Origin of the sequence: Luteitalea sp. (assembly GCF_022842525.1) — a bacterium.
GTDB lineage: Bacteria > Acidobacteriota > Vicinamibacteria > Vicinamibacterales > Vicinamibacteraceae > Luteitalea.
In genome coordinates this window covers 1-18,966 of record NZ_JALHPM010000083.1, presented here as the reverse complement: position 1 = coordinate 18,966, position 18,966 = coordinate 1, and the positions used below count along the sequence as shown (strand labels likewise).

Annotated in this window: 16 protein-coding genes; 13 read left to right on the top strand and 3 right to left on the bottom strand. The window is 70.1% G+C overall.

The window, feature by feature from the left end; genetic code table 11:
• The first annotated feature begins 182 nt into the window (after positions 1-182).
• The 8 genes from ftsW (at position 183) to Q0C41_RS16770 (ending at position 10,973) form a co-directional block, all read left to right on the top strand.
• Complete coding sequence (gene ftsW / locus Q0C41_RS16805) at positions 183-1,301, top strand: putative lipid II flippase FtsW (RefSeq protein ID WP_291985477.1); 1,119 nt, start codon at positions 183-185, stop codon at positions 1,299-1,301.
• A gap of 4 nt (positions 1,302-1,305) precedes the next feature.
• Positions 1,306-2,415: an undecaprenyldiphospho-muramoylpentapeptide beta-N-acetylglucosaminyltransferase gene (gene murG, locus Q0C41_RS16800; protein ID WP_291985475.1), complete on the top strand. Its 1,110-nt coding sequence runs from the start codon at positions 1,306-1,308 to the stop codon at positions 2,413-2,415.
• A 1-nt stretch (position 2,416) separates the two neighbouring features.
• Positions 2,417-3,820, top strand: coding sequence for a UDP-N-acetylmuramate--L-alanine ligase (gene murC, locus Q0C41_RS16795; protein ID WP_291985473.1), 1,404 nt, complete (start codon positions 2,417-2,419; stop codon positions 3,818-3,820).
• Positions 3,820-4,749 carry an FtsQ-type POTRA domain-containing protein gene (locus tag Q0C41_RS16790; RefSeq protein ID WP_291985471.1) on the top strand — a complete coding sequence of 310 codons (930 nt, stop codon included), beginning with the start codon at positions 3,820-3,822 and terminating at the stop codon, positions 4,747-4,749. Before murC ends, Q0C41_RS16790 begins: the two co-directional genes overlap by 1 nt.
• Before the next feature lie 29 nt (positions 4,750-4,778).
• Complete coding sequence (ftsA, locus tag Q0C41_RS16785) at positions 4,779-6,014, top strand: cell division protein FtsA (protein WP_291985469.1); 1,236 nt, start codon at positions 4,779-4,781, stop codon at positions 6,012-6,014.
• 26 nt (positions 6,015-6,040) lie between these two features.
• The gene (ftsZ, locus tag Q0C41_RS16780) at positions 6,041-7,309 is read left to right on the top strand and encodes a cell division protein FtsZ (protein WP_291985467.1); all 1,269 of its coding nucleotides are present in this window, start codon (positions 6,041-6,043) and stop codon (positions 7,307-7,309) included.
• 132 nt (positions 7,310-7,441) lie between these two features.
• Complete coding sequence (locus tag Q0C41_RS16775; protein ID WP_291985465.1) at positions 7,442-9,190, top strand: radical SAM protein; 1,749 nt, start codon at positions 7,442-7,444, stop codon at positions 9,188-9,190.
• A 16-nt stretch (positions 9,191-9,206) separates the two neighbouring features.
• Entirely contained in the window at positions 9,207-10,973 is a 1,767-nt protein-coding gene (locus Q0C41_RS16770; protein WP_291985463.1) for a glycosyltransferase family 39 protein, read from the top strand.
• 25 nt (positions 10,974-10,998) lie between these two features.
• Here the strand turns inward: Q0C41_RS16770 and Q0C41_RS16765 are convergent, their stop codons facing one another.
• Positions 10,999-11,307: a hypothetical protein gene (locus Q0C41_RS16765; RefSeq protein ID WP_291985461.1), complete on the bottom strand. Its 309-nt coding sequence runs from the start codon at positions 11,305-11,307 to the stop codon at positions 10,999-11,001.
• A 329-nt stretch (positions 11,308-11,636) separates the two neighbouring features.
• Here Q0C41_RS16765 and pgeF point away from each other — a divergent pair, with 329 nt between their 5' ends.
• Positions 11,637-12,413: a peptidoglycan editing factor PgeF gene (gene pgeF, locus Q0C41_RS16760; protein WP_291985459.1), complete on the top strand. Its 777-nt coding sequence runs from the start codon at positions 11,637-11,639 to the stop codon at positions 12,411-12,413.
• 1 nt (position 12,414) lies between these two features.
• Here pgeF and Q0C41_RS16755 read toward each other — a convergent pair whose 3' ends face one another.
• Complete coding sequence (locus Q0C41_RS16755; RefSeq protein WP_291985457.1) at positions 12,415-12,966, bottom strand: ribonuclease HI family protein; 552 nt, start codon at positions 12,964-12,966, stop codon at positions 12,415-12,417.
• Positions 12,967-13,012: 46 nt separating this feature from the next.
• Entirely contained in the window at positions 13,013-13,744 is a 732-nt protein-coding gene (locus Q0C41_RS16750) for a C4-type zinc ribbon domain-containing protein (RefSeq protein WP_291985455.1), read from the bottom strand.
• Between the two features lie 46 nt (positions 13,745-13,790).
• Between Q0C41_RS16750 and Q0C41_RS16745 the strand changes: the two genes are divergently transcribed.
• From Q0C41_RS16745 to Q0C41_RS16730, 4 genes are all read left to right on the top strand, one after another.
• A complete protein-coding gene (locus Q0C41_RS16745) occupies positions 13,791-14,825 on the top strand; it encodes a YpdA family putative bacillithiol disulfide reductase (RefSeq protein ID WP_291985453.1) in 1,035 nt (344 codons plus the stop codon).
• A 28-nt stretch (positions 14,826-14,853) separates the two neighbouring features.
• On the top strand, positions 14,854-15,657 hold the full coding sequence (locus Q0C41_RS16740; RefSeq protein ID WP_291985451.1) for an aminoglycoside N(3)-acetyltransferase: 804 nt from the start codon (positions 14,854-14,856) through the stop codon (positions 15,655-15,657).
• 74 nt (positions 15,658-15,731) lie between these two features.
• The gene (locus Q0C41_RS16735) at positions 15,732-16,748 is read left to right on the top strand and encodes an SGNH/GDSL hydrolase family protein (RefSeq protein WP_291985449.1); all 1,017 of its coding nucleotides are present in this window, start codon (positions 15,732-15,734) and stop codon (positions 16,746-16,748) included.
• Positions 16,748-18,966: PVC-type heme-binding CxxCH protein (locus Q0C41_RS16730; RefSeq protein WP_291985448.1), on the top strand; the 2,219-nt coding region annotated here is incomplete at its 3' end. The genes Q0C41_RS16735 and Q0C41_RS16730, both read left to right, overlap by 1 nt.

Sequence of the window (18,966 nt, the reverse complement as noted above, 5' to 3'; positions counted from 1 at the left end):
AGTGAGCAGTCATCAGCAGGCGAGACGCGGTCAAGAGCTGGCCGCTGGGAACGCAGGCTGCCCCGGTCTGCGAGGTCGGTGTCTCGGCCCGTACGTCTGCTGATGGCTGCTGACTGGTCACTGGTCGTTCCGCACCCCATCGTTTCGGGCGCAGCGCGCTGCGTCTTTAGAGGGGGAGGGTCATGGCTCGCAAGTTGAAGTCGGACAAGTGGCTCTTCGGAGCCGCCTTCTTCCTCGTCTGCGTCAGCGTCGTGATGGTCTACAGCGCCCTGGCCGGCAAGGCCATGGACGCCACGTCGATCTCCGTCCAGCTGATGGCACGGCAGGCGACCTGGGTCCTGGTCGGGTCGCTGCTCATGGTCGTGGTGATGCGGGTGGACTACCGGGCGTGGCAGCACCCCACGGTGATCAACACCGCGCTCGGCGGCGTCTTCGCCGCGCTCGTGCTGCTCGCCCTGATGAAGCTGTTCGGCACCGGACACGACGTCAAGGGCGCGGTGCGCTGGCTCGGCGTCGGCGGCATCGGCATCCAGCCGTCGGAGTTCGCCAAGCTGGCCGTCATCCTCTTCGTGGCCAAGCTGCTCAGTCAGCGTCTGGACCGCATCAACGACTTCAGGAGCGTGCTCCTGCCGGTCGGCTGCGTGCTGGGCGTGCTGGCGATGCTCATCCTCTATCAGCCGGACCTCGGCACCACGGTCTCCATCGCCATCGTCGCCTTCACGATGCTGTTCGCCGGCGGACTCAGCCTGCAGTATCTCGGCCTCTCGGCGCTGGTGGCCGTGCCCACCCTGTACGTGCTGGTGTGGAACAGCGAGTACCGCCGACTGCGCCTGACGGCCTTTCTCGACCCCTGGGCCGATCCGCTTGGAAGCGGCTTCCAGATCATCCAGTCGCTGATCGCGGTCGGCACGGGCGGGTACTTCGGTCGCGGCCTGATGGAGGGCGTGCAGAAGCTCCGGTTCCTGCCGGAGCCGCAGACCGACTTCATCTACGCCGTCATCGCCGAGGAACTCGGCCTGGTCGGCGCGGTGGCCGTGCTGCTCGCGCTGATCGTCATCGCCTGGCGCGGCCTGCGCATCGCCGCCAACGCCCAGGACAGCTTCGGCGCGTTCCTGGCCATCGGGCTGACGGCGATGATGGCCGTGCAGGGCCTGATCAACATCAGCGTGGTGCTCGGGCTGCTGCCGACCAAGGGGTTGCCGCTGCCGTTCGTCAGCGCAGGCGGGTCCTCGATGCTGGTCAACCTGATCGGCCTCGGCATCCTGCTCAACGTGTCGCAGCACGCGACGAGTGAATCCTGACGACGTGGACGCGCGCACCGACAGCTCGCGACCACGTCATGTGGTGATTGCCGGTGGCGGCACGGGGGGACACCTGTACCCCGGCATCGCCGTCGCGCATGCCCTGAAGAAGCGGGATCCCCGCACGGTGGTGACCTTCGTCGGCACCGCGCGGGGCATCGAGGCACGCATCGTGCCGCAGGAGGGTTTCGAGCTGGACCTGATCCGGAGCGCGGGATTGAAGGGCAAGAGCGCCGGTGCCGTCGCCCGCGGCGTCGGCCTGCTGCCGTTGAGTGCGCTCGACGCGTGGCAGACGCTGTCGCGCCGTCGTCCCGATCTCGTCATCGGTGTCGGCGGCTACAGCTCCGGGCCCGTCCTCGCGATCGCCGCGGCCCGCAGCATCCCCACGCTCCTGCTCGAGCAGAACGCGACCCCCGGCCTGACCAACCGCTGGCTGGCCCGCCTGGTCGACGGCGCCGGCGTCACCTACGAGTCGTCTCTGCGCTACTTCCATGGCCACGGGTTCGTGTCCGGCAATCCGGTCCGGGAGGCGTTCCTCTCGATCGGACCGCGGCCGGCCACGGTGACGGAACGGCGGATTCTCGTCTTCGGAGGCTCACAGGGTGCACACGCGATCAATCAGGCGATGGTGGCGGCAGCGACGCACGTACGTGACATACCGGGCCCGTGTGCGATCGTGCACCAGACGGGAGAGCGCGACCTCGAAGCGGTGAAGGCCGGGTACGCCGCGGCCGGCATCGTCGCCGACGTCCGCGCCTTCATCGCCGACATGCCGCACCAGATGGCCGAGGCGGACGTCGTGGTCTGCCGCGCCGGCGCGACGACGCTCGCCGAGCTGACGGCTGCCGGTCGTGTCGGCATCCTGATTCCGTTCCCGCTGGCCACCGACGATCACCAGCGCGCCAACGCCCGCACCATCGAGGCGGCAGGCGCGGCCGTCATGCTCGACGAGAAGGATCTGACCGGCGAGCGCCTCGGCGCCGAGCTCACGGCCCTGCTGACCGACGACGACCGGCGACTGACGATGGCGACCCGGGCCCGCGGCCTGGCGCGCCCGGACGCCGCCGACGTCATCGCGGCGCGCGCCGAGACGCTGATGCAGGGGGCGCACTGACATGGGCGAGACGATGCGTCACGTCCACTTCGTCGGCATCGGCGGCATCGGCATGAGCGGCATCGCCGAACTGCTGGTGAATCTCGGCTACCGGGTCAGCGGCTCGGACGCCCGCAGCACCGACATCACGCGCCGTCTGGCCGGGATGGGCGTGCGCGTCGCCGAAGGACACGCCGCCGAGCACATCGGCGATGCCGACGTCGTGGTCGTCACGTCGGCGGCGCGGCAGGACAACCCCGAGATCGTCGAGGCCCGCCGCTGCGGTGTGCCCGTCATCGCCAGGGCCGAGATGCTGGCCGAGCTGATGCGCTTGCGGCGCATCGGCATCGCCATCGGTGGCGCGCACGGCAAGACCACCACCACGTCGATGGTCGCGCTGATGCTCGAACGCGCCGGACTCGACCCGACCGCCGTCATCGGCGGGCGCCTCAGCGCCTTCGGCAGCAACGCCCGGCTGGGCCAGGGCGACGTCATCGTGGCCGAGGCCGACGAGAGCGACGGGTCGTTCCTGAAGCTGTCACCGGTGATCAGCGTCATCACCAACGTCGATCGCGAGCACCTCGATCACTACGGCACCTTCGAAGCGGCACTCGAGGCCTTCGTCGCCTTCGCCAACAAGGTGCCCTTCGATGGCACGGTCGTGGTCGGCGTCGACGACCCGGTGCTGGCCGGCCTCGTGCCGCGGATGACGCGGCGCGTGGTCACCTACGCCACCGACCGCGACGACGCGATGCTCGTGGCGAGGGCGATCGTGTCGGCGCAGGGCACCTCGCGCTGCGAGGTGTGGCGCCGCCCGGCGCACGGCGATGGCCCTCCGGAGTGCCTCGGCACGCTGGTGCTGCACGTCCCGGGCCGACACAACCTGCGCAATGCGCTGGCGGCCGTCGGCGTCGGACTGGAACTCGGCCTGTCGTTCGACCGCATCGCGGCGGGGCTGGCGGAGTTCCGCGGTGCCGAGCGACGTCTGCAGGTGATGGGCGAGAGGGCCGGCGTCCTCGTCGTCGACGACTACGGGCACCATCCGACGGAGATCGCCGCGGTCATCGCCGCGTGTCGCGAAGCGTGGCCGCGCCGCCTGGTGCTGCTGTTCCAGCCGCATCGCTACACGCGCACGGCCGGACTCCTCGACGAGTTCGCGGCGGTGCTGGCCACCGCCGACCAGGTCTGCCTGCTGCCCATCTACGCGGCCAGCGAGGACCCGCTGCCGGGCGTGACCTCCGCGGTGCTCGGCGACGCGATCGTGCGGCACGGCGGTGCGCCGGTGCAGCTGATCGACGGGCTCGCCGAGGCGCCGGCCGCCGTCGCGGCCGTGGCCGCGCGCGGCGATGTCATCGTGACCCTCGGCGCCGGCTCGGTCGGGAGTCTGGGGCCGCAGGTGCTGCAGGCGTTGGAGGCGCGCGGCTGATGCCACCACGACCTGCCGGTGCTCGACGGGTGCCACCCGCGACCACGCGCGACCCTCGCCTGTTGCGGGCCCGCGCGGGCGGCCTCCGTGCGTCCCGATCGTGGCGACCGCGCCTGCGCAGCACCCTGCGGCTGGCGGCCATCTCGCTGGCGTTGCTCGGATCGGGCTGGTACGTCCAGGACGTCATGACCACCGGTGCGGCCTTCGCCGTCGTCGAGCTCAAGGCGATCGGCAACTCGCGGCTGTCGGAAGGCGAGATCGAGGCGCTGCTCGACGGACTCAAGGGACGCAACATCGTCACCACACCGCTCGAGCCGTGGCGCGATCGGCTGCTGTCGTCTCCGTGGGTGCGAGAGGCGACGCTGCGCCGCGCCCTGCCGGGGACGATCGAGGTGCGCATCGCCGAGCGGGTGCCGATGGCCGTGGCGCGGTCGGGCGACACGCTCCTGCTCATCGACGAACTCGGCACCGTGGTCGACGAGTTCGGTCCGCGCTACCGGTCACTGGACCTGCCCATCGTCGAGGGCCTGATGGAGCGCGACGGCAAGCCGGCCCCGCCCGATGACGCACACGTCGCCCTGGTGGCAGAGGCGCTGGCCTCGCTGCGCGCCGCCAACCTGCTGGGGCGCATCTCGCAGATCGACGTGCGCCACCTGCGCAACGTGACGGTGCTGCTGATGGACGACCCGGCGGTGCTGCAGCTGGGGCACGCCGACTTCGGTGAGCGCGTCCTGGCGTACCTCGACATGAAGGAACGCCTGGTCCGGATGGTCGACCAGGTCGAGTCGGTGGATTTGCGGTTCGAGAACCGCGTGTACGTGCGCCCCCGCAAGGCGGGGGTGACTTTCGCGTCGATGCCACAGGTCCCGTCGGAGGAGACCGTGGAGGAAGCGCTGGCGGAGCCAGAGGATGTCGATGGGCAGCAGTGACGTGATGGGACGACCCGTGGGAGGGCACCGTGGCTCGAAATGAACGCTACCTGGTGGGGCTCGATGTCGGCACCACCAAGGTCGCCGCGATCGTCGGTGAGGTCACCGACGACGGCGGGGTCGAGATCATCGGGATTGGGACGGCCGACGCCAAGGGCATCCGGCGGGGGGCGGTGGTCAACCTCGAGGAAGCGGTCGAATCGATCAAGCGGGCGATCGAGGAGGCGGAGCTGACGGCCGGCATCGAGATCGACTCCGTCTACCTGACGCTGTCGGGCGCGCACATCAAGGGCTTCAACAGCCGCGGTGTCGTCGCCGTCTCGGGCAAGACGCGCGAGATCACCCGCGAGGACGTCCGGCGGGCCATCGACGCCGCCAAGGCGTTCGCGCTGCCCAGCGGCCGCGAGATCCTCCACGTGCTGCCGCAGGACTTCGCGGTGGACGACGAGGAGGGCATCGCCGACCCGGTCGGCATGACCGGGTCGCGACTGGACGTCAACGTCCACATCGTCACCGGCGGGGCGGCGTCGATGCAGAACCTCATCGCCTGCGTCAACCGCGCCGGCGTGACCGTCGTCGACACGGTGCTGGAACAGATCGCGGCCGCCGAGGCGGTGTTGACGCCGGACGAGCGCGAGCTCGGCGTCGCGGTCGTGGACATCGGCGGTGGCACGACCGACTTCGCGATCTTCGAGCGCGGCAGCCTGTGGCACACCGGCGTCGTCGCCATCGGTGGCGACCACTTCACCAACGACATCGCCGTCGGCCTGCGCACGCCGGTGCCGGATGCCGAGAAGCTGAAGCGCCGCTGCGGGTGCGCGCTCAACTCGATGGTCGGCGAGGACGAGACGATGGAGGTGGCCAGCGTCGGTGGCCGCCGGCCGCGCGTGATGTCGCGGCGCATCCTCTCGCAGATTCTCCAGCCGCGGGCCGAGCAGGTCTTCCACATGCTGTGGGACGAGATCGACAAGGCCGGCTGCAGCAACTCGTTGCACTCGGGCATCGTGCTCACCGGCGGCGGCGCGGCCCTCGACGGCATGGCCGAGATCGCCGAGCAGATCTTCGACCTGCCGGTGCGCCGTGGCGTGCCGGCCGGCGCCAACGGGCTCGGCGACCAGGCCAGCAGCCCCATCTATGCGACGGCCGTCGGTGCCGTCATGTACGCGAGCCGGAATCGGCCTCCGGCGCACGCGCCCAGCAACGGCTGGCGACGCGTGCTCGAGGCCGTGAGCTCCATGTTCAACAATTTCTTCATCGGGCGATGACGGTCGGGCAAGGGGACGGGGGACGCATGCACATCAATGAACTGGACGGGAACGGCCGTCGACGAGGCGCCATCTTCACGGACGAACAGGCGCTGCGCCTGACGCTGGACACCGAAGTGCGGGCGGGCGCCCGCATCAAGGTGGTCGGCGTGGGTGGGGGCGGCAGCAACGCCGTCAACCGCATGGTGCGATCCGGACTCAGCGGCGTCGAGTTCGTCGTGGCCAACACGGACCTGCAGGCGCTGCAGCAGAGTCCGGCCTCGACCAAGATCCAGATCGGCGGCAAGCTGACCAAGGGCCTCGGCGCCGGCGCCGACCCCAACGTCGGGCGCAACGCCGCGCTCGAGGACACCGACAAGCTGATCGAGGTGCTCGACGGGGCGGACATGGTGTTCGTGACGACCGGCCTCGGCGGCGGCACCGGCACCGGCGCGGCGCCGGTGATCGCGGCGCTGGCCACCGAACTCGGGGCGCTGACCATCGCCGTCGTGACCAAGCCGTTCAAGTTCGAGGGCAAGCGCCGCGCCTCGCAGGCCGAGCGCGGCCTCGCCGAACTGCGCGACTGCGTCGACACGGTGATCACGATTCCCAACGAGCGACTGCTCGCCACCATCGACCGCCGCACGCCGCTGCCGGAGGCCTTTGCCGCCGCCGACGACATCCTGCGTCAGGCCATCCAGGGCATCTCGGACCTCATCCTGGTGCCAGGGCTGATCAACCTCGACTTCGCCGACGTCAAGACGATCATGTCGCACATGGGCCTCGCGATCATGGGCACCGGCGTCGCCGACGGCGAGAACCGGGCCATCGAGGCCGCCAACCGCGCCATCTCGAGCCCGCTGCTCGAGGATGCCTCGGTGCGCGGCGCCCGCGGCGTGATCATCAACGTCACCGGCGGCACGGACATCTCGCTCACCGAGGTCAGCGAGGCGTCGAGCATCATCCAGGAAGCCGCGCACGAAGACGCCAACATCATCTTCGGCGCCGTCGTGGATCCGACCATGGCCGGCACCATCAAGATCACCGTCATCGCCACCGGCTTCGACACCCCCGACGCCCTGCCGCGAGGATCGGACAACCGGACGCCGGCCGATCTCAACCACTACCAGCGCGACGCCGTCTGGCAGCCCCCGGCCGTCCAGGTGCCCAAGGTCGCGTCCCCCAGTGTCGGTCGCCGGCCTCCGCTCGAGATTCCGGAGCCCGTCTTCTCCCTGGATGAGCATCTGGCCACGGGTACCGACGACGCCTCGGGGCTGAACATGCCGGCGTTCCTGAAGGGGCGCAGGCACGAATAGGGCTCAGGGCTAGGGCTCAAGGCTCACAGGGCAGGGCTCGAGGCTCAGGGCAGGGCCCGGCCCTGCGTGCTATCGTCAAGGATCCCCCTCGCGCCGGGGCCCACCCCGGGCCATGGCGCGCGGGATGCTCCCATGAAAGCGCAAGACCTCCGCGATCGGGCCAGGGCCACGCTGGCTCGTGAAGCCGGCGCCATCGTGAAGCCGCACGGGCAGCGGCTGCGCGTGGCGCTCGCCTTCCCGAACACGTACCACATCGGGATGTCCAACCTGGGCTTCCAGACCGTCTACCGTCTCTTCAACGAGATGGAGGATGTCGTCTGCGAGCGCGTGTTCCTGCCACCCCGGCAGGAACTGCAGGACCAGCGCGCGGCCGGGCTCAAGCTGCTGACCATCGAGTCGCAGACGCCCGTGAAGGAATTCGACGTCTTCGCCCTGTCGGTGTCGTTCGAGTGGGACTACCCGAACGTCCTGACCCTGCTGCGGCTGGCCGGCCTGCCGATCTACGCGGCCGAGCGCCAGGCCGGGCGCGATCCACTCGTGGTGCTCGGCGGCGCCGTGACGTTCGTGAACCCGGAACCGCTCGCGCTGTTCGCCGACGTGATCGCGGCAGGCGAAGGTGAAGAACTCGTGCCGACGCTGGTGCAGCGCATCCGCGAGGCGACGGGGCGCGAATCGCTGCTGCAGGCGCTTGGCCAGGATCGCGGGTTCTACGTGCCGTCGGCCTGGACACCGGACTACGCACCCGACGGCACGCTGCGCGGGATGATCGGGGACCCGGCGCGCGGGGGGCCGGCGCCCGTCCGCAAGGCCGCCGTGCGGACCACCGACCTCCTCGACCCGCCCCACACCCAGATCTTCACGCCGGACACCGAGTTCGGATCGCGCTTCCTGATCGAGGTGGTGCGCGGCTGCGCCAACCTGTGCCGATTCTGCTGGGCGGGCTACAACTACCTGCCGGTGCGGGCCTTCGACACCGGCCGCATCCTCGCGCTGGCCGAGAAGGCACGGGCGCACGCCAATCGTGTCGGGCTGGTGTCGATCGCCCTGTGCGATCACCCCGACATCGAGGTCATCCTCGAGCGCATGGCCGGCATGGGCTACTCGATCAGCCCGGCGTCGCTGCGGCTCGACGACCTCAACGAGTCGATCGTGCGTCGCCTCGTGACCAGCGGCGAGCGCGGCGTGACCATCGCGCCCGAGGCCGGATCCGATCGGCTGCGACGCGTGATCAACAAGACGTTCACGAACGAGGAGATTCTCGACAAGGCGAACCTGCTGTTTGCCAACGGCGTCGAGAACCTCAAGCTCTACTTCATGATCGGCTTGCCCACCGAGACCGACGAAGACCTGGTGGCGATGCGGGACCTGACCGCGCAGCTGCGCGGCATCATGCTGCACCACGGCCGCACTCGCGGGCGCATCGGCCGGATTGTCGCCAGCGTCAACCCGCTGATTCCGAAACCCGGGACGGCCTTCCAGTGGATGCCCATGGAAGACCCGGCCATCACGGACAAGAAGGCGAAGCGGCTCAAGAAGCTGGTGGCCGACCTCGACAACGTGTACTTCACGGTCAAGTCCGAGCGGCATTCCTTCTACCAGGCGCTGATGTCGCTCGGTGATCGTCGCGTCGCGCCGGCCATCGACATGGTGGAGCGCAACGGCGGCAACTGGCGCGAGGCGGTCGAGGTGACCGGCGTGAACGCCGACTTCTACATCTTCAGGGACCGCAGCACCGACGCCTACCTGCCGTGGGACGTCATCGACGGCGGCATGAAGCAGTCGTTCTTCCGCAGCGAACTCGACAAGTCGACGCGCGCCGAGTGGACGCTGCCGCCGAAGCGCCAGCAGGAGAACGCCAAGCTCCTGCCCGTCCTGTCCTGAGCCGGACCACGGGCCCGTGACCGCGCCGCGTCGCCTGGCCCTGCCGCTCGCCGTGCTGGCGTGGTGCGCGCTGGTCATCGCGTCCCTGGTCCTTGCGATCGGGCCTCTTGCGGTGCCGGCCATCGGGTTGTCCATCTCGCACGCCTCCCGGCTCCTCGGTGCCACGGCCGTCCTCGCACTCGCGGCGCTGTGGTGCAGTCGCGGTCCTGGCGCGCTCCTCGACGACCTGGCCCGCTCGCGCACGCCCTACATCGCGACGCTCCTGCTCCTGCTCGGGGCGTCCGGCGCGCTCCTCGCGAACCACGGTGCCGTCAACGTGGGTGGTGCCGACTCGGCCGGCTACCTGGCGCAAGCCCAGCGCTGGCGCGAGGGCCGACTCCATCAGGCGCTCCCGCTCCAGGTACCGGACCTCCGCGACCCCTGGGCGCAGGCCAGCCTCGGCACACGCCCCGACGCCTCGGGCACGGCCACGGTGCCCACCTATCCACCTGGCCTGCCATGGCTGCAGGCCGCCGCCCTCGCGATCGGCGGTGAGACGACGGCGGTGCGCGTGGTGCCGGCCGTGGCCGCCATGGTGGCGCTGCTGGCGGCGTGGGCACTGGTCGTCCCACACGCCGGACCCGCCGGCGCCCTGCTCGTCGTCACCTGCCTCGCCACGCTGCCGCCGTTCCTCTTCCAGGCCTTGCAGCCGATGTCGGACGTGCCGGCCCTGGCGGCCTGGCTCGGCGCGATGGCGCTGGCCGCTCGCCCCACCACGCCCGCCCGCGCGGGGGCCGCCGTGGCGACGATGGTGGCCATCCTGGTTCGGCCGAATCTCACCCCACTGGTCCTGCCAGTGCTGTGGCAGGCGTCCCTGTCTGGCTCGGGGCGCGTCGCTCGTCGCGCTCCGCTCGTCATCGTCGCCGCTGCGGTGGTGGCCGTCCTGATCGTCGCCAGCGTGCAGGCGTCCCTCTACGGGTCGCCACTGCAGTCGGGCTACGGTCGTGCGTCCGAACTCTTCTCCCCGACCTACGTTGCCGAGAACGTTCGCCTGTATGCCGCGTGGCTGAGGGAAGCCGTGCCCATGTTCACGCGCGTGCTGCTCGCCGCCGGTGGCCTCTGCCTGGTCTGGCACAGCTGGCGCCAGCCGACCTGGCGCCCCCTGAGTGCCATGGCGATCCTCACGCTGGTGCTGTATGCGGTGTATGTCCCGTTCGACTCGTGGACCTACCTCCGCTTCGTGCTGCTGGCACTCGCCGTGGCGCCCGTCGGTGTCGCCGTGTGGATCGGCAGGTTGCAGGCAGGCCGACACGCGCGGTGGACCTTCCCCGTCACTGTCGCGCTCCTGCTGGTCGTCGCCCTGCCGAACCTGCAGCTGGCGCGCGCGCTGTCGGTCTTCACGGTCAGGGCCACCGAGTACCGCTATCTGGCCGCGGGGCGCTTCGTGCGCGACCACCTGCCAGCCGACACGGTGATCCTGGCCGGGCAGCACAGCGCCTCCGCGCCGTACTACAGCGGTCGACCCGTCGTGAGGGTCGACCTGCTGACGCCGCAGGGCCTCGCCGTTGTCGTGTCCTGGGCCACGCGTGCCGGGCGTCCGCTGGCCCTCGTGCTCGACGAGGCCGAGCCCGCCACCCTTCGAGCGCGCCTCGGCCGCGATGGGCTGCTGGCGCTGAACTGGCCCCCTCGCGCAGAAATCAGCCGCCCCGTGGCGACCCGCATCTGGGTGGACGTGGATCGATCCACCTACCTCGCTGGCGGGCACATTCGCACCACCCGACTCACGGATATCCCCAGGCGCTAGGCGCGTCGGCACGAGCCCGCGCGCCTCACCGAGCGAGGGCGGTCTGCGCTTCGTGCTCGGTGTAAGCCGAGAGGATGGCATCGCGCAGCTTGTCCTGGGCCTCGGACTCGGCAATCGGACGGAGCAGCGCATAGCTGCGTCGCTCGCCGTTGACCGAGTACGTGCGGGCCGGGAACGTGACGTTGCGCCGGCCCGACGGCGACCGCCGCTCCCAGATGGAGAATCCAATCAGCTTGAGTCCGTCGAGCGCTCCCTCGACGAAGTGGAGCTCGGCATCGGCCAGCTTGCCGGCGGGGCTGGCCTGTTCGTTGGCGGCGACGATCTTGACCGTCATGGGCGTGTCCTCCGATGTGCGGGCGGTGCCCACGCTCAGGCTCTGCGGCTGGCGCTGGCACGGCGGAAATGGCGGAGGCCCCGGAGCCGACTCGTCGGCCAGGATGGCGCCTTGCGGGCCAGGGGTTCGGGCTCCTCCGCCTGCGCCCTTCCTTATCAAGAGGCCTGCCAGCGACGGCTCCGCCGCGGCATGATCCACGTAAGTCACTGCGCACGCGTTACTTGTGCAAGCATGAGGCGCCTGCGGCGCCACGCCGGTCAGGCGTTGATGGCCGCGCCAGGGCGTCAACCGAGGTTGGCGCCGGTCTCCCGGCGTTGCATGATCGGACCGTGACCTTGCCGCCGCCGATGGCGCCGTTTACCTGGATCGATACGCCGTGGGGCCCTGCACTCTCGTGCGAGGCCCTGCGCCCTCTCGCGCTGCACGTCTTCACCGCGCGCGGCCTCGACGTGCCGCATGCCGATGCCGGTGACGGCTGGGCGCCGTTGTCGGCCTGGCTGGGCGTGGCGTCGACGCAGCTGTGGCGACTCCGGCAGGTGCATGGCGTGACCGTGCACACCGCCGACGTGTCGCCGTGCGACGGCGCGTGGCCGGAGGGCGACCTGCTCGCCACCGACCGTCCGGATGTGGCGCTGGCGGTGCGTACGGCCGATTGCGTGCCGATCCTCTACGCCGACAGGCGCACGGGGGCGGTGGCCGCCGTGCACGCCGGCTGGCGGGGCACCGCCGCGGGCGCGGCCGGACGCATGGTCGAGGTCCTCGCTTCCCGCTTCGGCAGCCGCCCGGACGACCTGGTGGCCGCGATAGGCCCCTGCATCGGTCCCGAGGCGTACGAGGTGGGGCAGGAGGTGGTGGACCGCTTCTCGGCGGCGTCGCCAGCGGCGGCTGACCGTGGCACGTGGTGGACGCCGCGCGAGACCGCGGGCACGTACCTGCTCGACCTGTGGACGATCACCCGCGACCAGCTCGCCGCCGCGGGTATCTCGCCCTCACGCATCCACCTGGCCGGACTCTGCACGGCGACGCATGCCGACGTCCTGCAGTCCTACCGCGTGGACGGGGCGGCCGCCGGACGCATGGTCGCGGCCATCAGGCGCCGGGCCTAGCTCAATCGAGGTCGAAGTCGAAGCGGGGGGCCGCAGCTGGCGCGGCCTTGCCCGCGTGCGCGGGACGCGGCGGGCGTGGAATCGCGATGGCACGTGGGGCCAGCACGGCGGGCTCGGGCGGTGGCGGCGGCGCCTTCACCGGCGCCGGGGGCTTGCCCTCGACCATGTCCATCGCCTGATTGGACAGTCCGTCGGCGACCTTGTTCTGCTCGCGGCGCACGTGCTCGAGCGTCACGCGGTCCAGCCTGGCGACGAGGCGCGTCGCGTCGGCATGCAGGGCCTGCAGACCGGCGTGCTTGACCTTGTACTCGCCGCGCATCTGCTTGATCACCAGCTCGGAGTCCATCCGCACGCGCATCCGCGTGTGCCCGTGGTCGCAGGCCCACTGCAGGGCCGCAATCAGCCCCGAGTACTCCGCCACGTTGTTGGTCGCATGGCCCAGCGGGCCGACCAGCTCGGCGAGGGTGTTGCCGTCTGCGTCGAGGATGTGTACCCCGTAGCCTGCGGGGCCCGGATTTCCGCGCGCGCCCCCGTCCGTGTACGCCGTGATCATCGCCCGCGATCCTACCCCGGACGCCGGCACGTCCTGTCGCCAGACCTCACGCCGGTGGCGCGACCGCCGCCGGCGGCTTGACGACGTACAGCAGGCGCGTGCAGTTCTCGCACTGGACGATCTTCTCGCCGCGCCGGACCTCGGAGGCGAGCATCGGACGAATCTTCACGTTGCACCCGACGCACAGGTCGCCCTTGAGCTCGGCCACCGCGAAGCGCGGATACCGCTTCGCCGTGCGGTCGTAGGTCGCCAGCGCCGCGGCGTCCACGGTGGGGCGGAGCGCGGCGATGCTGCCGTCCAGCGCCGCCAGCTCGAGCCTGTGGCGCTGCGTCTCGTCGGCCAGGCCCGCCAGGCTGACCCCGGCAGCGTCCTTCCGCTCGGCCAGCACGCGACGGGCGTCCTCGGCCTTCGGCGCCAGGTCGTCGAGCTCGAACAGCAGCGTGATGGTCTGGTCCTCGCGCGACTTCAGCTCCGCTTCGACGGTCGCGATCTCGTGCTGGACCGCCTCGTACTCGCGACTGTTGGTCACGGCCATCAACTGCTGCCGGAACTTGGTCAGCCGCTGCTGGCTTGCCGCCACGTCGCGGTCGCCGGCCCGCCGCTGCGTCTGTCGCTCCTCGATGGTGGAGGTCAGCGCATCGAGGGCCTGCTGGGCCTCGACCACGGGCGCCTCGATCTCGCGACGCCGCTGGTCGACGGCGTCGATGTCGGCGCGCAGGGCGGCCGCCTGCCGCTCGAGGTCCTGCAGGCGATGAAGCTGCTCGAGGCTGGGATGCACAGGAGAATTAGAACACTGCTCGTCAACTGCCTGCGACAATGGATGGGTGACGACTGACAGCGATGCTCCCGATGCGGTCCTCGACCTGGTGGTCATCGGCGCCGGGCCCGTTGGCCTGGCCTGCGCCATCGAGGCCCGTCAGGCCGGACTCCGGGCACGCGTCATCGACAAGGGCGCCCTGGTCAACTCCATCGTCGGGTACCCCGCGCGCATGGAGTTCTTCTCGACCCCCGATCTGATCGAGATCGGTGGCCATCCCTTCCCGGTGCAGGGCTACAAGCCGACCCGTGAAGAGGGCGTCGAGTACTACCGCGGCGTGGCGGCGCGCGAGCAGGTGGACCTGCGCCTGTACGAGCGCGTTGTCGCCATTCATGGCGCGCGCGGCGATTTCCGCGTCGAGACGTCGCGCGGCCTCCACCGCACCCGCCACGTCGTCGTCGCCACCGGCTTCTTCGATGTGCCCAATCGCTTGGGGGTGCCTGGCGAGGACCTGCCGCACGTCACGCACTACTATCGCGAGCCCTACCCGTACGTGCAGCAGCGTGTCGCGGTGATTGGCGGCAGGAACTCGGCGGCCAAGGCGGCGCTGGACTGCTATCGCCACGGCGCGCAAGTCACGATGATCGTGCGCGGGCCGGCGCTGTCGGAGACCGTCAAGTACTGGATCCGGCCTGACCTCGAGAACCGCATCAAGGAGGGGTCGATCCGCGCGTACTTCGATGCAACCGTCACCGAGATCCGCGAGCGATCGATCCTGGTGCAGACGCCCGACGGGCCCCTGGACCTGCCCAACGACTGGGTGCTGGCCATGACCGGGTATCAGCCGGACTTCGCCTTCCTGGCCTCGCTCGGCCTGACGTTCGCAGACGATGGCTTCAGGACGCCGATCTTCGACGAGACGACGTTCGAGAGCGAGCGGCCGGGGCTGTTCCTGGCGGGCACGGTGTGCGGCGGGATGAAGACCAACCGCTGGTTCATCGAGAACGGCCGCTTCCACGCCCAGCAGATCGTCAAGCACCTGGCGGGGCAGCGAACCGAGACCATCCCGTTTGCGTCGATCCACTGGAAGACCGAGGAATAGGACGCCGAACGCAGCACGGGCCCATCGCATGCATTGCCGTGATCAACTCGCTCGCGACGCTCGTGCGCTCGGTATCCGCGAGGGTGATCTGCTGATGGTCCACGCCTCGGTGCGGGCGGTCGGGCCGGTGGCGGGCGGCCCCGATCAGATCCACCTGGCCCTGAAGGACGCCGTGGGTGACCGCGGGTCGATCTTCATGTACGCGTCGTGCCCGGCGTACTACGACGAGGTCGGGCGAGGCGACCACGCACCCGCGTTCGAGGCCGAGCTGCGCGAGACGTTGCCGGCCTTCGACGCCGCGACGGCGCGATCGGCGCGCGACAACGGCGCGCTCGTTGAACTGCTGCGCACCTGGCCGGGCACGGTCGCCAACGACCATGTGGTGCGCTTCATCTGCCGCGGCCCGCACGCCGACGCCCTGTTCGCGCCCCAGGCCTGGACGTACGCCTACGGCGCCGACACGCCTTTGGCCCGCTTCGCGGCGCTCGGCGGTCGCATCCTGCTGCTCGGCAGCGACCACGACCAGGTCACCTTCCTGCATCATGCCGAGCATCTCGTCGACGTGCCCGGCAAGCGCATCGTCCGGTACATGGTGCCGAGGTTGGTGGACGGGCAGCGCGTGTGGACGCCCTGCGAGGAGTTCGACACGTCCGAGCCGGCGCACAGCGCGTGGCCGGAGGATGTGTTCCGACGCATCACCGACGCCTACCTCGCCGACACGGAGAACGTCGGTGGCCGGATCGGGCAGGCCCGGTGCCATGTCATCGACGCACCGCCATTCCTGGCCTTCGCGCTGGACGTGCTGGCGTCGCTGGTGCGAAAGCACGGCTAGGCGTGTCGAGCGACCCGCGCCTTGCCCGACGGGGACCGAAGCGGCTACAGTCGCGACAGATCACGATGTCGACCATGCCCTCCACCCCCATGCTCCGGGTGCTGACGCTGCTGGCCTGTGCCGCCCTGTTCGCGGGCACGGCGACGGCGCAGCCCACCGAATCGGTGCCCCGCCTCGAACTCCGGCCCAACGACCGCGTGATGCTGGTCGGCAACACGCTGGCCGACCGCCAGCAGTACTTCAACCACTTCGAGACGACGCTGCTGGCGCTGTATCCGCAGCTCGAGCTGTCCCTGCGCAACCTGGCGCGGAGTGGCGACACGCTGACGCTGCAGCCGCGGCCGTTGAACTTCGGGGACGACACCACGCACCTGACGGCGCAGAAGGCCGACGTCATCCTGGCGTTCTTCGGGGCCAACGAGTCGTTCGACGGCGAGGCGGGTCTGCCGCAGTTCGAGCAGGACCTCGAGGCCTACATCACGCGGCATCGGGCCGCGACGTACAACGGCACCGAGGCGCCCCGCCTGGCGTTCGTGTCGCCGATCGCGCACGAGAAGCTCGCGCGGCTGGTGCACGTGGACGTCGAGGCCCGCAATCGTGAGCTGGAACGCTACACCGAGGCGATGCGGCGTGTGACGACGCGCCTCGGGGTGCCGTTTGCCGACGTGTTCACGCCGACGCGTGAGGCGATGGCGACGGCGAAGGTGCCACTCACGATCAACGGCATGCACCTCAACGAGGACGGCGACAAGGTCTTCGCCGTCGTCCTGCTGACGGCCCTCGGCCTGGCGCCGGAGGAACTGCCGGCCGGATCGAAGAGCTACACCGACCTGCGGGCCCTGATCCACGAGAAGAACCGGCTCTTCTTCCTGCGTTTCCGGCCCCTCAACGCCGAGTACGTCGTCGGGCGCCGGCTCGACCCGTTCGGCTCGGTCAACTTCCCGCCCGAGATGAAGCGGCTCGACGAGCTCGTCGCGGCGCAGGAGAAGAAGATCTGGAAGCAGGCGCGCACCGTGTGGCCGCGACCGGCCGCCAGACCGGCGCGCCCCGTCGGATCGGCCATCTCGCCAGACCAGCAGGGAGTCCGCTGATGTCCGCCCGCATCCTCGCCGTGCTGATGTCGTGTGTGGTCATGGCGACGCCCCTCGGCGCGCAGGTGGCGGACCGACAGGAGCCGAACCGGGGCGCGGCACTCGATCTCGCCTCGCAGGACCCGAAGGTCGCGCTCGAGCGCATGAAGATCGCGGAGGGGTACGCGATCAACCTCTTCGCGTCCGAGGTCGAGTTCCCCGACCTCCGGAAGCCGCTGGCGATGACCTTCGACACCCGCGGGCGACTGTGGGTGCTGACCTCGCCGACGTACCCGCACGTGCTGCCCGACGAGAAGCCGAACGACAAGCTGATCGTGCTCGAGGACACCAACGGCGATGGCCGCGCCGACAAGAGCACCGTCTTCGCCGATCAGCTCTACATCCCGACGGGCTTCGCGCTCGGGGACGGCGGCGTCTACATCGCGCAGCAGCCGAACCTGATGTTCATGAAGGACACCAACGGCGACGGCAAGGCCGACGAGCGCCGCATCCTCCTGCATGGCTTCGGCACCGAAGACAGTCACCATTCGATCCACGCCTGGCAATGGGGCCCGGATGGCGCGCTGTACTTCCAGGAAGGGACGTTCCTGCACTCGCAGGTCGAGACGCCCTACGGCCCGCGTCGTCTCGCCTACGCCGGCGTGTGGCGCTACGAGCCGCGCACCGAGAAGCTCGACGTCTTCGTGTCGTACCCCTTCGCCAATCCGTGGGGGCACGTCATCGACCGGTGGGGGCAGAACTTCATCTCCGACGCCTCCAACGGCTACAACTACTGGGGCACGGCGTTCTCCGGGCATGTCGACTACCCGAACAAGCAGAAGTCGATGCAGGAGTGGACGCTGACGCGCGTGCGGCCGACGAGCGGCAGCGAGTTCGTCACCAGTCGGCACTTCCCCGAGTCCGCGCAGGGCAACTTCCTCTACAACAACGTCATCGGCTTTCTCGGCATCAAGCAGTACAAGACGGTGGAGGAGGGATCGGGCTTCGTCGGCGTCGAGGTCGAGCCGCTGCTGCAGTCCACCGATCCGAACTTCCGTCCCGTCGGCATGGAGTTCGGTCCCGACGGCGCGCTGTACGTCATCGACTGGTTCAACCCGCTGATCGGGCACATGCAGTACTCGATTCGCGACGCCAGGCGCGACAAGTCGCGTGGCCGCGTGTGGCGCATCACGGCCAAGGGGCGTCCGCTGGCGACGCCGCCGAAGATTCACGGGGCCACGATCGCCCAGCAGCTCGACCTGCTGAAGGCCTACGAGGACCGCACCCGCTACCGCGCCCGCCTCGCGCTGCGCGAATGGCCCACCGACCAGGTCATCGCCGCGGTCGAGCAGTGGGTCGCGACCCTGGATCCCGCACATGCCGACTACGAGCACCACCTGCTCGAGGCGCTCTGGGTCCACGAGCACAACGACCGCGTCAACCAGCCACTGCTGCGACAGCTGCTCGCGGCGAAGGAGTTCCGTGCGCGCGCCGCGGCCGTCCGCGTCCTGCAGCACTGGTTCGATCGTGTCGATGGCGGCATGGCGCTGCTGGCGACGGCCGTCAACGACGCCGAGCCACGGGTGCGTCTCGAAGCGGTTCGCGCCCTCAGCTTCGTGCCGACGGCCGAGGCGGCCAACACGGCGCTGCAGATCCTCGCCCATCCGATGGATTACTACCTCTCCTATGTGCTCGACTCGACGATGAGCACGCTGGAGCGGGTGTGGAAGCCCGTGCTCACGACCGGGGGCCCCTTTGCGACCGACAACGCGGCCGGTCTGGCCTTCGTGCTGGACCGCCTCCCCCCGGCCGACCTGATTCGCGTGAAGCGGAGTACGCCGGTCTACCAGGCCCTGCTGTCGCGGGCTGGTGTGACCCCGGCGGCCCGCCGCGAGGCGCTCGACGCGCTGGCGGCGCAGAACGGCACCACGCTGCTGCACGAGATCATCGCCGCCATCGATCGCATGGACGGCACGCCGGGCAGTGCGCCGGCCTCGGCGGATCTGATGCAGGTGCTGGGCACGCTTTCACCAGCGCAGCTCGCACCTGAGCGGCGTGCGGTCGAGCGCCTCGCCCGTTCCGGACGCAACGACAGCGTGCGCGAGGGCGCATTCCTCGCGCTGATGCAGATCGACGATGATGCTGCGCCGGCGTGGCAGCTCGCCTCCTCGTCGCCCCGCCTGCGCATCGACCTGCTGCGCGGCGCGACGAAGCTGCCGTCGGGCCGCGCGCTCGACAG

Coding starts and splice junctions, on each gene's coding strand:
- ftsW (WP_291985477.1), top strand. CDS start 183: ATGGCTCGCAAGTTGAAGTCGGACAAGTGGCTCTTCGGAGCCGCCTTC.
- murC (WP_291985473.1), top strand. CDS start 2,417: ATGGGCGAGACGATGCGTCACGTCCACTTCGTCGGCATCGGCGGCATC.
- Q0C41_RS16790 (WP_291985471.1), top strand. CDS start 3,820: ATGCCACCACGACCTGCCGGTGCTCGACGGGTGCCACCCGCGACCACG.
- ftsZ (WP_291985467.1), top strand. CDS start 6,041: ATGCACATCAATGAACTGGACGGGAACGGCCGTCGACGAGGCGCCATC.
- Q0C41_RS16775 (WP_291985465.1), top strand. CDS start 7,442: ATGAAAGCGCAAGACCTCCGCGATCGGGCCAGGGCCACGCTGGCTCGT.
- Q0C41_RS16765 (WP_291985461.1), bottom strand. CDS start 11,307: ATGACGGTCAAGATCGTCGCCGCCAACGAACAGGCCAGCCCCGCCGGC.
- Q0C41_RS16755 (WP_291985457.1), bottom strand. CDS start 12,966: ATGATCACGGCGTACACGGACGGGGGCGCGCGCGGAAATCCGGGCCCC.
- Q0C41_RS16740 (WP_291985451.1), top strand. CDS start 14,854: ATGCATTGCCGTGATCAACTCGCTCGCGACGCTCGTGCGCTCGGTATC.
- Q0C41_RS16735 (WP_291985449.1), top strand. CDS start 15,732: ATGCCCTCCACCCCCATGCTCCGGGTGCTGACGCTGCTGGCCTGTGCC.